The 12,798-nt window shown below is 72.9% G+C and carries 11 protein-coding genes; 8 read left to right on the plus strand and 3 right to left on the minus strand.

The features are described 5' to 3' along the window. Positions 1-15 precede the first annotated feature (15 nt). Together ACIOC0_RS36160 and ACIOC0_RS36165 are read right to left on the minus strand one after the other, a co-directional pair. Entirely contained in the window at positions 16-2,991 is a 2,976-nt protein-coding gene (locus ACIOC0_RS36160; RefSeq protein ID WP_402160485.1) for a tetratricopeptide repeat protein, read from the minus strand. Further along, positions 2,991-4,847, minus strand: a complete 1,857-nt coding sequence (locus ACIOC0_RS36165) for an HSP90 family protein (RefSeq protein ID WP_402160487.1) — start codon at positions 4,845-4,847, stop codon at positions 2,991-2,993. Before ACIOC0_RS36165 ends, ACIOC0_RS36160 begins: the two co-directional genes overlap by 1 nt. A gap of 166 nt (positions 4,848-5,013) precedes the next feature. Between ACIOC0_RS36165 and recG the strand changes: the two genes are divergently transcribed. The 8 genes from recG to mutM all read left to right on the plus strand — a co-directional run bounded on the left by recG (position 5,014) and on the right by mutM (position 12,423). Continuing rightward, a complete protein-coding gene (recG, locus tag ACIOC0_RS36170) occupies positions 5,014-7,206 on the plus strand; it encodes an ATP-dependent DNA helicase RecG (protein WP_402160490.1) in 2,193 nt (730 codons plus the stop codon). 105 nt (positions 7,207-7,311) lie between these two features. Then, positions 7,312-7,896 carry a 16S rRNA (guanine(966)-N(2))-methyltransferase RsmD gene (gene rsmD / locus ACIOC0_RS36175; RefSeq protein WP_402160493.1) on the plus strand — a complete coding sequence of 195 codons (585 nt, stop codon included), beginning with the start codon at positions 7,312-7,314 and terminating at the stop codon, positions 7,894-7,896. Positions 7,897-7,922: 26 nt separating this feature from the next. Continuing rightward, positions 7,923-8,402 carry a pantetheine-phosphate adenylyltransferase gene (coaD, locus tag ACIOC0_RS36180; RefSeq protein WP_351096092.1) on the plus strand — a complete coding sequence of 160 codons (480 nt, stop codon included), beginning with the start codon at positions 7,923-7,925 and terminating at the stop codon, positions 8,400-8,402. A 109-nt stretch (positions 8,403-8,511) separates the two neighbouring features. After that, positions 8,512-9,633 (plus strand): cell division initiation protein, encoded by a 1,122-nt coding sequence (locus ACIOC0_RS36185; protein ID WP_402160496.1) that lies wholly within the window; start codon positions 8,512-8,514, stop codon positions 9,631-9,633. A gap of 188 nt (positions 9,634-9,821) precedes the next feature. Continuing rightward, entirely contained in the window at positions 9,822-10,475 is a 654-nt protein-coding gene (locus tag ACIOC0_RS36190) for a DUF177 domain-containing protein (protein WP_130443164.1), read from the plus strand. A gap of 2 nt (positions 10,476-10,477) precedes the next feature. Beyond that, positions 10,478-10,651, plus strand: a complete 174-nt coding sequence (rpmF, locus tag ACIOC0_RS36195) for a 50S ribosomal protein L32 (protein WP_007493396.1) — start codon at positions 10,478-10,480, stop codon at positions 10,649-10,651. Positions 10,652-10,658: 7 nt separating this feature from the next. Beyond that, positions 10,659-11,483, plus strand: coding sequence for a ribonuclease III (rnc, locus tag ACIOC0_RS36200; protein WP_388485047.1), 825 nt, complete (start codon positions 10,659-10,661; stop codon positions 11,481-11,483). Positions 11,484-11,562: 79 nt separating this feature from the next. Further along, positions 11,563-12,423, plus strand: coding sequence for a bifunctional DNA-formamidopyrimidine glycosylase/DNA-(apurinic or apyrimidinic site) lyase (gene mutM, locus ACIOC0_RS36205; RefSeq protein WP_402160500.1), 861 nt, complete (start codon positions 11,563-11,565; stop codon positions 12,421-12,423). On the opposite strand, the gene ACIOC0_RS36210 is transcribed toward mutM, so the two are convergent. Continuing rightward, positions 12,396-12,785 carry a winged helix-turn-helix transcriptional regulator gene (locus ACIOC0_RS36210; protein WP_402160502.1) on the minus strand — a complete coding sequence of 130 codons (390 nt, stop codon included), beginning with the start codon at positions 12,783-12,785 and terminating at the stop codon, positions 12,396-12,398. The genes mutM and ACIOC0_RS36210 overlap by 28 nt on opposite strands. Positions 12,786-12,798 lie beyond the last annotated feature (13 nt).

The following is a 12,798-nucleotide window of genomic DNA, read 5'->3' on the forward strand; positions in this document are numbered from 1 at the left end:
CCCGCCGCCGGGTGCTCAGCCGGTCTGCTCCGTCGTGACCTGGATCAGCTGCTCGGCCTCGGCCCGCCGCGCGCGGACCGTCCCGTCCCCGGTGCAGGGGTCGTCGTCGGCGTAGGCCGCCAGCACCGCACGCGCGCGTGCCGCCGCCTGCCCGGGGCGGCCGAGGTCGGTCTCCAGCCAGCCGGCGGCCAGTTCGGCCCCGGTGCGTGCGTGCAGGGCCTCCTCCCCCAGGGGGACGAACACGGCGACCGCGCGGGCCATCTGCGACAGGGCGACCTCCCACGTGTCCCGGATGGACTCGTCGTCGGCGTCCTCGGCGGCCGAGCGGGCCAGCAGATCGCCGAACTGACGGTGGGTGTGCCCGAGTTCGAGGACAAGTTGCGGACGCGCCTCCGCCGTGTCCGCCGCGTCCAGCGCGTCGGCGCACTCCTCGACGGCCCTCGTCATCAGCTCACGCGCCGCGTCGACGCCGCCCTCGGCGCGCAGCGCCAGCCACGCGCGGGCGCGCAGGGACCGGATCAGCCCGTGGACGTTGCCCAGGGAGCGCCACAGCTCACCCGCGCGCGCGTACGCCCGGTCCGCCTCCTCGTGGAGCCCCGCCTGACCGAGGGACTCGCCGGCCAGGTGCGCGAGCGTGGCGTGGTCGTGCTGCTCGGGCCAGTGCCGGGCTGTGTCGGCTGCCTGCAGCCGCCGTTCGGCGCTCGCCCGGTGTTCGCCGAGCTCGCTCAGACAGTCGCCGAGCCACCACTGCGTCTGGACGATCGCGCCGTCGCCGTGCGTCTCGGGGCTCAGGTCCGCGAGCGCCGACTCCAGCACCTCCGCCGCCTCCGCCCACCGGCCCTGCCGGACCAGGAACCCGCCCAGCTGGTGCCGCGCCCACGCCCCGAGCGTCGGGCCCTCGCCGGCCTCGTCGGCCCAGTGCGCGGCCTCCAAGGCGTGCTCCGCGGCCTCCTCCGGCTCTCCCCGGCCGCCGACCACCTCGGCGAGCTGGAGGCCGAGCTGCGCCCGCCCCACCGGCTCCAGGAACGCCCCGCCGTGCTCCAGCGCCGCCCGCAGCGCCCGCTCCGCCTCCACCAGGTCGCCCAGGTGATGGGCCAGACCGGCGAGCCGGGCCTCGTACTCCACGGCGAACCAGGGCAGGCCCGCCTCGGTGAACTCCGCCGCCGCCCGCGCGAACAGCTCCGCGCCCGCCTGCGCGTCCCCCGAGCGCACGGCCAGCTCCGCGAGCATCGCGTGCCCCTCGGCGACCCGCGCGGCGAGCCGCACGTCGTCCCCGGCCCGCCCGTCGACGAGCGCGAGCAGCTCCCGCACGGCCGCCTCGGCCTCCGACAGCACCGCCGCGGCCTCCGCCGTGTCCGTCGGCTCCGCCTCGTCCGGCTCCCCGACCGCCTGGACACGGCGCATCAGTATGCGAGCGCGGCCCATCAGCACACCCGCCGCCTGCGGCATCTCCGTGCCGCCGTCGGCGTACAGCGCGAGGACCAGGTCGTAGGGTTCGGCGACGGCCGTCAGGGCCGCGTCGACGTCCCCGGCGAGCGCGCGGACGTACGCCGCACGCGTGCGTGCCGCCAAAGCCTCCCCGGGGTCGCCGGCCTCCGCGTACAGCTCGGCGGCCCGCTCGAACTTCCCCGCGCCCTCAGGGCCGAGTGCCATCGCCTCGTGGTCGGCGATCTCCGCGCGGTCGCGCGCCTCCAGCGCGACGCCCTCGGCGGCCCGCGCCACCGCGGCCCACGCCTCCATGGCGTGCGGCTGCAGGGCGTCCGACAGCCGCCGCGCCTCGGCGAGCAGCGTGGGCAGGTCCGCCTCGACAGCCCCCGGGTCCGCGGCCGCCGGCGGCTCCCAGGACGCGGGCGGCGGTACGGCCGGCGTCGCCGGGCGGGCCGTCCGCACGCCCAACGGCAGCCGCTCCACCAGCGGTTCCTGCGCCATACGCGCGCGGGCGCGCTCACTCACGTACGAGGTGCCGTTGCGCTCGTCGAACCGCGCGGCCAGCGCCAGCGCCTCCTCGCGCGCGTGGGCCGCGAGCTCGTCCGCCGTCCACGCCCGCCCCGCCGGGCCGGGCACCGGCCGGCCGCCCAGACCCTGCGCCGACAGCCGCGCCATCAGCAGCGCCACCACGCTCAGGAACTCCAGCCTGCTGCGCGGATGCCCGTCGTCGGTGAAGTACGCCGGCCGCTCCGCGAGCAGCTCCAGGCCCCGCGCCTCGTTCCCGGTCAGCGCGCAGAACTCCACATGGTCCGCGTACGCGCCCCGCATGCTCTCCATCGCCCGCACCAGCCGGAAACCCCGCAGGTGGTGGGCGCGCGCCTCCTCCGGCCGGTCCAGCCGCAGCAGCGGCAGCAGCGAGGAGGCCAGCACGGTGTGCGGTTCGTGCGCGCACGTGTACTCGCCCTCGAGGACCGGCGCCCACAGCTCGAGGGCCTCCGCGTCCCGCCCCCGCTCGGCCTGCCACCAGCCCTGCCCGTGCAGCTCGCACGCGTGGCAGTCGGCCATGCTGTCCCGGTCCGCGGCCAGCCAGGCGGCGAACGCCCGCTCCGCCCGCGGCACGTCCCCGACATGCGCGGCCACACTGAACTCGGCGCTGCGCACGGCGCGTTCGGAATGCCCGGCGAGCCGGTAGCGGTGCTCCATCTCGCCCAGCCACTTCTCCACCGACGCCAGCGGCACATGCGGCTGGTCGAGCATGCCGGACGTCACCCACTTGAAGACCCAGTGCAGCGAGTGCGTCTCGTACTCGTCGAAGTCACCGGGCTGTTCGTCCCACATGCGCAGCAGCCGCGCGAACGGGACGAACATCTTGCCCTTCTCGGAGCTGTAGTTGTAGACCTTCAGTTGGTGCCCGAGCGCCTCGATCACGGCGAGCGGGATGTTCAACCGCTCGGCCGCCACGAGCAGTTGCTCCGCGCGCGCGTTGCGCGCCGGCCCCTCCGGCTGCCCGGAGTTCTCCGCCATCGCCCGGCGCAGCGCCTCGAAGTCCCCGATCTCGGTCATCAGCGACCGCCCTCCCCCTGTGCGGAGTCGCCCTGTGCGGACTCCCCGTGCGTTGCCCACTCCAGGAGCCCGATGAACGCCCGGTTCAGCAACGCCGAATCCGCCGGCCGCAGCGGCCGCTGCGCCATCAGCAGCGCCTGCCCGTACAGCGACTCCGTCGCCGTCCCTATCAGCTCCGCGTCCCGCAGCGAACCGATGCGCCGGACCAGCGGGTTGAGATGGTTCAGCACCAGCCGCGCACGCGGAGCGCTGCCCCGCAGCGAGCCCAGGATCCCCGCCCACAACTCGTCGGCCCGCTCCTCGGCCTCCGCGCGGGCCTGCTCGTGCCGCGCCGCGCGGTCGTCCAGGTGCAGCGCCGGCACGGACAGCGGGTGGAACGCCCGCAGGACGACGTCACAGCCCAGCGGGTCGAGCTTCGCCCGCGCCGCCGCCAGGAAACCCGACAGGGCCAGCTCCACCGCCGGCTCCACCGCGTCCAGATGAGCGGTCACGGTGTCCGCGTCCAGCTCGGCGACGACCGTCCCCGGGCGTACCGACGGCAGCGCCTCGACCAGCTCGGCGTCGTACGTGTAACCGCCGTTCACCACACCGACGCCCTGCGCGGACGCGATCGGCGCGACCTGCCGGTACTCCTCCACCGTCCGCGTGAAGTGCACCACGGGGTGCCGCTGCGCGAACTCCTCCAGCGACAGCCGCCCGTCGGACGTCTCGAAGGGCAGCCACGGCAGCATCGTGCGCAGCATCTCCTTGTCGTGCCGCGCGAGGGACTTCACCCCCAGGTGGTGCACGGCCAGGAACGCGGCGAGGCGCTCCGGATCACCGGCGGCCAGACCCGTCAGCCACGCCCGGATCCGCTCGCCCAGCGCCTCGCGCACGGCCGCCAGCGTCTCGTCCTCGTACAGCGCCTCACGCGAGGCCGTCGGCCGCAGACTGTCCGTGTCCAGCACACAGCGCACGAAGAACGCCCAGTCGGGCAGCAGCTGTTCGGCCCGCTCGGTCAGCAACATGCCCTTCAGGTGCACCCGGTGACCCGCCCGCTGCGCCGGACTGACCGCCGCCGGCAGCACGTACGCCACCCCGCGGATCCCGGCGAGCGGCACGTTCAGCTCGATCGAGTCCAGCGGGGTGAAACCGAACAGCTCGTGGCAGTGCCGGGCCAGCGCCACCCGCCGGCCCGAGGGGGAGGAGTACGGCCGGTCCCAGGGGGCCGGCAGATCGGTGACCGCCTCCTCTCCGACCCGGACGTCGTAGGGCAGCAGCGAGCCGAAGTCCCGCGCCAGACGCAGCACGCGCTGCTCGTCGAGCCACTCCGCCGCCCCGGCCCGCGCCGTCAGGTGGACGGTGGTACCGGGCTCCGGGCGCTCCTCGTCGGGCAGCGTCCGCACGGTGTACGAGCCGTCGTCGCGGGCCGTCCACTCCACCGGCGGCGCGCCGGGCGTACGGGCGCTGCGGCTGACCACCCGGATCCGCTCGGCCACCACGAAACAGGCCAGCAGCCCGATGCCGAACTGCCCGAGAAAGTCGGAGCGGGCCTCCTGCAGTCCCTCCGCCCGCTTGGAGCTGCGCCCGATGGTGGCCAGCAGGTCGTGCACCTCGGCCTCGGTGAGCCCGACGCCGGAGTCCTCCACCCGCAGCGTGCCGCCCGACGCGAACAGCCGCACCCGCGCCGGGGCGTCGGGATCCTCGGCCCGCCGGGCGGTGATGGCGTCCACGGCGTTCTGCAGCAGCTCGCGCAGGTAGACCCTCGGACTGGAGTAGAGATGATGGGACAGCAGGTCCACCAGACCGCGCAGGTCGACCTGGAACGTGTGAGGTGACGGGGATGCCTGGGATGACTGTGACGTCTGGGAGTCCATCGCTCAAGCGCCGCGGCTGGGGGCGTCGACGGCGCGGGGTCGGGCGGTCCCGGTGGGGCGGTGACCGCGGTGAGATGGCCGGGGCGCGTCATCCTAGAGCCCGAACGAGCCGTCTGACCAGGGGTTTCGGGACACGTCTACGGCAATGTCAGTGCGGTGGTGTGCAATGGATCTCGTGCCCGCACTCGAAGAACCGCTGAAGAAGGTGCTCGGCCCACCGACCGCGAAGGTGATGGCCGAGCACCTCGGCCTGCACACGGTCGGCGACCTCCTGCACCACTACCCCCGCCGGTACGAGGAGCGCGGCCAGCTCACCCACCTCGCCGACCTCCCCATGGACGAGCACGTCACGGTCGTCGCGCAGGTCGCCGACGCCCGGCTGCACAGCTTCGCCTCCGCCAAGGCGCCCCGCGGCAAGGGACAGCGCCTCGAAGTCACCATCACCGACGGCAGCGGCCGCCTCCAGCTGGTCTTCTTCGGCAACGGCGTCCACAAGCCCCACAAGGAGCTCCTGCCGGGCACACGCGCGATGTTCGCGGGCAAGGTCTCCCTGTTCAACCGCCGCCTCCAACTGGCCCACCCGGCCTACGAGCTGCTCCGCGGCGATCCCGAGGAGTCGGTGGAGACCTGGGCGGGCGCCCTCATCCCGATCTACCCGGCCACCGCCAAACTGGAGTCCTGGAAGATCGGCAAGGCGATCCAGACGGTGCTGCCCAGCGCCCAGGAAGCCGTCGACCCCCTGCCCGGCTCGCTGCGCGAAGGCCGCGGGCTGGTCTCCCTCCCCGAGGCCCTCCTCAAGATCCACCGCCCGCACACCAAGGCCGACATCGATGACGCCCGCGCCCGCCTGAAGTGGGACGAGGCCTTCGTCCTCCAGGTCGCCCTGGCCCGCCGCCGGCACGCCGACGCGCAACTGCCCGCCGTCCCCCGCCGGCCGAGCCCCGAGGGCCTGCTCACCGCCTTCGACGACCGCCTCCCCTTCACCCTCACCGACGGCCAGCGAAAGGTCTCCCGCGAGATCTTCGACGACCTGGCGACCGACCACCCGATGCACCGGCTGCTCCAGGGCGAGGTGGGCTCCGGCAAGACGCTGGTGGCCCTGCGCGCCATGCTCGCCGTCGTCGACGCCGGCGGACAGGCCGCGATGCTCGCGCCCACCGAGGTCCTCGCCCAGCAGCACCACAGGTCGGTGGTGGAGATGATGGGCGAGCTCGCCGAGGGCGGCATGCTCGGCGGGGCCGAACAGGCCACCAAGGTCGTGCTGCTCACCGGGTCCATGGGAGCGGCCGCCCGCCGGCAGGCGCTGCTCGACCTGGTCACCGGCGAGGCCGGCATCGTCATCGGCACACACGCGCTGATCGAGGACAAGGTCCAGTTCCACGACCTCGGCCTGGTCGTGGTCGACGAACAGCACCGCTTCGGCGTCGAACAGCGCGACGCCCTGCGCGGCAAGGGCAAACAGCCCCCGCACCTCCTCGTCATGACCGCCACGCCCATCCCCCGCACGGTGGCCATGACCGTCTTCGGCGACCTGGAGACCTCCGTCCTGGACCAGCTCCCGGCCGGCCGCTCGCCCATCGCCAGCCATGTCGTCCCGGCCGCCGACAAGCCCCACTTCCTCGCCCGTGCCTGGGAACGGGTCCGCGAGGAGGTCGGCAACGGCCACCAGGCGTACGTCGTCTGCCCGCGCATCGGCGACGACGAGGACGAGCCGAAGAAGAAGGCGCAGGAAGACGCGGACAAGCGCCCGCCCCTCGCCGTCCTCGACGTCGCCGACCAGCTCGCGAAGGGACCGCTCACCGGCCTGCGGATCGAGGTGCTGCACGGCCGCATGGCCCCCGACGACAAGGACGCCGTCATGCGCCGCTTCGCCGCCGGCGACACCGACGTCCTCGTCGCCACCACCGTCATCGAGGTCGGCGTCAACGTCCCGAACGCCACCGCCATGGTGATCATGGACGCCGACCGCTTCGGCGTCTCCCAGCTGCACCAGCTGCGCGGCCGCGTCGGCCGGGGCTCGGCCCCCGGCCTGTGTCTGCTGGTCACCGAGATGCCCGAGGCGAGCGCCGCCCGCCAGCGCCTGGGCGCCGTCGCCGCCACCCTCGACGGCTTCGAGCTCTCCCGCATCGACCTCGAACAGCGCCGCGAGGGCGACGTCCTGGGCCAGGCCCAGTCCGGCGCGCGCACCTCGCTGCGCGTCCTCGCGGTCATCGAGGACGAGGAGGTCATCGCCCAGGCGCGGGAGGAGGCGGTGGCGCTGGTGGCGGCGGACCCGGAGATGACGGGTCTGCCCGGCCTGCGGACCGCCCTGGACGCCCTGCTGGACGACGAACGGGAGCAGTACCTGGAGAAGGGGTGAGGGGAAACTCCGAGGTGCGCGGGCCCGCATCGCCTGTGCGGCTACCGCCGCGGGACAGCGACCAGCCACAATGAACCTGAAGCAGCCCACGACCAAGGACCGAAGATGACCCGCGTGATCGCCGGCGCAGCCGGCGGACGTCGCCTGGCCGTCCCGCCAGGGACCGGCACCCGCCCCACCTCCGACCGCGCACGCGAAGGCCTCTTCTCCACCTGGCAGTCCCTCCTGGGCGGCCCCCTGGCAGGCGAACGGGTCCTCGACCTCTACGCCGGATCAGGCGCCGTCGGTCTCGAAGCCCTCTCGCGCGGCGCGAGCCACACCCTCCTGGTCGAGGCCGACGCCCGCGCCGCCCGCGTCATCCGCGAGAACGTGAGTAGCCTCGCGCTCCCCGGCGCCGAGGTGAGGGCGGGCAAGGCCCACCAGGTGATCCAGACGGCGCCGGCGGCGCCGTACGACCTCGTCTTCCTCGACCCCCCGTACGCGGTCACCGACGACGATCTTCGCGAGATCCTGCTCACACTCCGCTCGGGGGGCTGGCTCGCCGCCGAAGCGCTGGTCACCGTGGAGCGCAGCACCAGAGGCGGGGAATTCGGGTGGCCGGACGGCTTCGACGCCCTCCGCTCCCGCCGCTACGGCGAGGGAACGTTTTGGTACGGTCGCGCCGCCTCAACGTGCGAAGACGCACGATGACCGGACCGGAGAGCGAGGGATCACAAGTGCGCCGCGCCGTCTGTCCCGGGTCGTTCGACCCGATCACCAACGGACATCTCGACATCATCTCCCGTGCCTCCCGTCTGTACGACGAGGTCTACGTCGCGGTGATGATCAACAAGTCCAAGAAGGGCCTGTTCGAGATCGACGAGCGGATCGACCTGATCCGCCGGGTCACCGCCGAGTACGCCAACGTCAGGGTCGAGGCCTTCCACGGCCTCCTCGTCGACTTCTGCAAGCAGCGCGAGATCCCGGCCATCGTCAAGGGCCTGCGCGCGGTCAGCGACTTCGACTACGAGCTGCAGATGGCCCAGATGAACATCGGCCTCTCCGGCGTCGAGACCCTCTTCGTGCCCACCAACCCCGCCTACAGCTTCCTGTCGTCCTCCCTGGTCAAGGAAGTCGCGACCTGGGGCGGTGACATCTCCCACCTGGTCCCGCCGCTCGTCCACGAGGTGCTCACCGAGCGCCTGCGTCAGGGCTGACGGCCCCTGAGCCGCTGACGGCCCCTCACCCGCTGTCCCGCGGCCGCCTCCTGGCCGTACAGTCGTCCCGTCCGTCTCCTTCACAGCTGTAGAGAGTGGCGAGCAACCGGTGGACGTGCAGAAGAAGCTCGACGAGATCGTCACGGTGGTCTCCAGTGCCCGGTCGATGCCGATGTCGGCCTCGTGCGTGGTCAACCGCGCGGACCTGCTCGCCCTGCTGGAAGAGGTGCGCGCGGCCCTGCCCGACTCCCTCGCCCAGGCGCAGGAGCTGATCGGCGGCCGGGAGCAGATGGTCGAGCAGGCCCGCCAGGAAGCCGACCGGATCATCGAGACCGCGCACGCCGAACGCGGCTCGCTGGTCTCCGGCACCGAGATCGCCCGCCGCTCCCAGGCCGAGGCCGACCGCATCCTCGCCGAGGCCCGCAAGGAGGCCGAGGACATCCGCGCGGAGGCCGACGACTACGTCGACTCCAAGCTCGCCAACTTCGAGGTCGTCCTCACCAAGACCCTCGGCTCCGTCGGCCGCGGCCGGGAGAAGCTCCTCGGCACCGGCCCGGGCACCGACGAGAACGGCTTCGAGGACGAGGACGCCCCCGAGCGCAGCCACGATCCGGAGACCCTGCGCCGCGACGCCGACGCCTACGTGGACGTCAAGCTGGGCGCCTTCGAGGCGGTCCTGGCCAAGACCCTGGAGGCGGTCGGCCGAGGACGGCAGAAGCTGCACGGCCGGATCGCCTCCGACGACCTCGGCCTCCTCGCCGACGACACCACGACCTTCCAGCACTCCTCCGACGCCGACTACCTCGCCGACCTCGCCGCCCTCGCGGCGCGGGACACCCCGGCCGAGCAGCCCGCGCAGCAGCAGCCGCCGCAGTACGACCACCGCGAGCCCCAGCCGGCGTACGACTACGCCCAGCAGCAGGACCCCTACGGCGGCTACCAGCCGCAGACGGCCTACCCCGGCGGGCAGGACCCCTACGGCTACCAGCAGCAGGCCGACCCGTACGCCTACCACGGCTACGACGCCCACCAGGCGCCCTACGACCCGAACCAGGCCGCCCCCCGACAGGTCCCGGCCCCGGAGCAGGAGCCGCAGCAGCAGTCGCAGGCCCAGCACCAGCAGTCGGGGCAGGACCCGCAGGCGTACGCCCTCGACGAGACCAGCCTCTTCGACACCGGCATGATCAGCGCCGAGCAGCTGCGCGCCTACGAACAGGGCCGCGGCCTGTGACGGCGGCGGTCACGGCGGCGGGCGGTCGCGGGCGCCCGTGAGCACCCGATTGGGCCATGAGCGCAAGGTCCAGTATCCTGGCTCTTCGGTCGCGTGTGCGCGTCACTGACTGCGTGCCGTTCGCGATCACCGCTGCCCGGAAACCGGAGGGCGGCGACCCCCAGAGCTCGGAAAGATCGAAAGCAGGAATGGCTTCCAACGCCCGCCTCGACCACCGCAACCCTCTCGTGTTCGACACGCACGAGCTGGGTCGGCGTCCTGGCGCGCAGCAGCGCCTGACCCGCGAGATCGACGCCCCCAGGGACCTCGGGATCCAGGGGGTCATCGGAGTGCCGGAAGGCGCCCCGGTGGAGCTGGAGCTCCGCCTCGAATCCGTCATGGAAGGGGTGCTCGTCACGGGCACCGCCCGTGCGACGGCCGAGGGGGAGTGCGTAAGGTGTCTGGAGCCGGTCGAGCTGGAGCTCGAAGCGGACTTCCAGGAGATGTTCTCGTACCCTGACGCCGACGACCGGGGCCGTGTGAAGACGGAACCGGCCGACGACGCCGAGGACGACGAGGACATGCTCTTCCTCGAGGACGGCCTGTTCGACCTCGAACCCGTGCTGCGCGACGCGGTGGTGCTCGCACTGCCCATGCAGCCGGTGTGCCAGGACGACTGCCCCGGCCTGTGCTCCGAGTGCGGAGCCCGGCTGGCGGACGACCCGGACCACCACCATGACGCCGTCGACATCCGTTGGGCGGCTTTGCAGGGACTCGCCGGTTCACTCGAAGACGGCGAGAAGGACGAGATGAGCGGCGAAGCGCCCGATTCAGCGCGCGCCGCCGAGAAGCAGGAGAAGTAGCCGTGGCTGTTCCGAAGCGGAAGATGTCGCGCAGCAACACGCGCCACCGCCGGTCGCAGTGGAAGGCTGCGGTCCCCACCCTGGTTGCGTGCGAGCGCTGCCACGAGCCCAAGCTGCAGCACATCGCGTGCCCGTCTTGCGGCACCTACAACAAGCGCCAGGTCCTCGAGGTCTGAGCGGCTGGTGAGAGGCTTCATGTCTGACGCCAAGGCGGACACGACCGCCAAGAACAAGGCGGACACGGCCTCGTCCCACACGCTTCTGGAAGGGCGGCTCGGCTATCGGCTCGAGTCCGCCCTTCTGGTGCGCGCGCTGACCCACCGCTCCTACGCGTACGAGAACGGCGGTCTGCCGACGAACGAGCGGCTGGAGTTCCTCGGGGACTCCGTGCTCGGCCTCGTCGTCACGGACACGCTGTACCGCATCCACCCCGACCTGCCCGAAGGCCAGCTGGCCAAACTGCGGGCCGCGGTGGTCAACTCGCGTGCGCTGGCGGAGGTCGGTCGTGGCCTCGACCTGGGCTCCTTCATCCGGCTGGGCCGCGGTGAAGAGGGCACGGGCGGCCGGGACAAGGCGTCCATCCTCGCCGACACCCTGGAAGCGGTGATCGGCGCGGTCTATCTCGACCAGGGCCTCGACGCGGCCTCCGAACTGGTGCACCGCCTGTTCGACCCGCTGATCGAGAAGTCCTCGAACCTCGGAGCCGGCCTGGACTGGAAGACGTCCCTCCAGGAGCTCACCGCGACCGAAGGCCTCGGCGTCCCCGAGTACCTGGTCACGGAGACCGGCCCCGACCACGAGAAGACCTTCACTGCTGCCGCCCGCGTCGGAGGCGTCTCGTACGGCACCGGCACCGGCCGCAGCAAGAAGGAGGCGGAGCAGCAGGCCGCCGAGTCCGCCTGGCGGTCCATCCGGGCCGCTGCGGACGAACGCGCCGCGGCGGCCAAGACCGTCCAGGCCGTTCCGGTGGTCGACGGCAGCGCGGACACCGAGTCCGCCTCCGCCTGACCCCCTCCGCCCCGACGAGCGCCCGCCCCTCACCAGGGGGCGGGCGCTCGGTTCGTCCACCAGTCCCACGGGGGTCGTCATGCCCGAGTTGCCCGAGGTCGAGGTCGTCCGGCGCGGCCTGGAGCGGTGGGTCGCCCACCGGACCGTCGCCGCCGCCGAGGTGCTGCATCCGCGCGCCGTACGCCGTCACACGGCCGGGGCCGACGACTTCGCGCACCGGCTGGAAGGCCACCGCGTCGGCGTCCCCAGCCGGCGCGGCAAGTACCTGTGGCTCCCGCTGGAGGACACCGACCAGGCGATCCTCGCGCACCTCGGGATGAGCGGGCAGCTGCTGGTGCAGCCGCAGGGGTCGCCCGACGAGAAGCACCTGCGCATCCGCGTCCGCTTCGCGGACGCCCAGGCCACCGAACTCCGCTTCGTCGACCAGCGCACCTTCGGCGGCCTGTCCCTGCACGACACCACCCCCGACGGTCTGCCCGACGTCATCGCGCACATCGCCCGCGACCCCCTCGACCCGCTGTTCGACGACGCGGCCTTCCACCAGGCGCTGCGGCGCAAGCGGACCACGATCAAGCGGGCCCTGCTCGACCAGTCGCTGATCAGCGGCGTCGGCAACATCTACGCGGACGAGGCTCTGTGGCGCTCCCGTCTCCACTACGACCGGCCGACCGCGTCCCTCACCCGCCCCCGCACCGCCGAGCTCCTCGGCCACGTGCGGGACGTGATGAACGCGGCCCTGGCCGTCGGCGGCACCAGCTTCGACAGCCTGTACGTCAACGTCAACGGCGAGTCGGGCTACTTCGACCGGTCGCTGGACGCCTACGGGCGCGAGGGCCTGCCGTGCAAGCGGTGCGGCACGCCGATGCGCCGGCGGCCCTGGATGAACCGGTCCAGCTACTACTGCCCGAAGTGTCAGCGGCCGCCGCGCGTCTCGTCGTAGCGCGTGCGGGCCGCGAGGACGTCGTCCATCCGCCCTTCCACCAGGTGGATCAGGCCCAGGAGCCGTTCGGCGACCTCATGGCCGAAGGGGGTCAGCTCGTAGTCGACGCGGGGCGGGTTGGTCGGCTGGGCCTCGCGGTGCACCAGTCCGTCGCGCTCCAGCGCCTGCAGGGTCTGGGACAGCATCTTCTCGCTCACGCCGTCCACCCGGCGGCGCAGCGCGTTGAACCTGAGGGAGCCCTCGTGCAGGGCCCCCAGCGTGAGTGCGCCCCAGCGGCCCGTGACGTGCTCCAGCGTGCCCCGCGAGGGGCAGGCCTTGGCGAACACGTCGTAGGGGAGCTCCAGCTCCGGGATGCCGTCCATTCCTTCAGAATAC

It is taken from the genome of Streptomyces sp. NPDC088254 (genome assembly GCF_044740925.1).
Lineage (GTDB): Bacteria > Actinomycetota > Actinomycetes > Streptomycetales > Streptomycetaceae > Streptomyces.

What these genes read in the sequence shown, in the direction of transcription:
- ACIOC0_RS36160 (WP_402160485.1), bottom strand. Translation starts at nt 2,991, where the DNA reads ATGACCGAGATCGGGGACTTCGAGGCGCTGCGCCGGGCGATGGCGGAG.
- ACIOC0_RS36165 (WP_402160487.1), bottom strand. Translation starts at nt 4,847, where the DNA reads ATGGACTCCCAGACGTCACAGTCATCCCAGGCATCCCCGTCACCTCAC.
- recG (WP_402160490.1), top strand. Translation starts at nt 5,014, where the DNA reads ATGGATCTCGTGCCCGCACTCGAAGAACCGCTGAAGAAGGTGCTCGGC.
- rsmD (WP_402160493.1), top strand. Translation starts at nt 7,312, where the DNA reads ATGACCCGCGTGATCGCCGGCGCAGCCGGCGGACGTCGCCTGGCCGTC.
- ACIOC0_RS36190 (WP_130443164.1), top strand. Translation starts at nt 9,822, where the DNA reads ATGGCTTCCAACGCCCGCCTCGACCACCGCAACCCTCTCGTGTTCGAC.
- mutM (WP_402160500.1), top strand. Translation starts at nt 11,563, where the DNA reads ATGCCCGAGTTGCCCGAGGTCGAGGTCGTCCGGCGCGGCCTGGAGCGG.
- ACIOC0_RS36210 (WP_402160502.1), bottom strand. Translation starts at nt 12,785, where the DNA reads ATGGACGGCATCCCGGAGCTGGAGCTCCCCTACGACGTGTTCGCCAAG.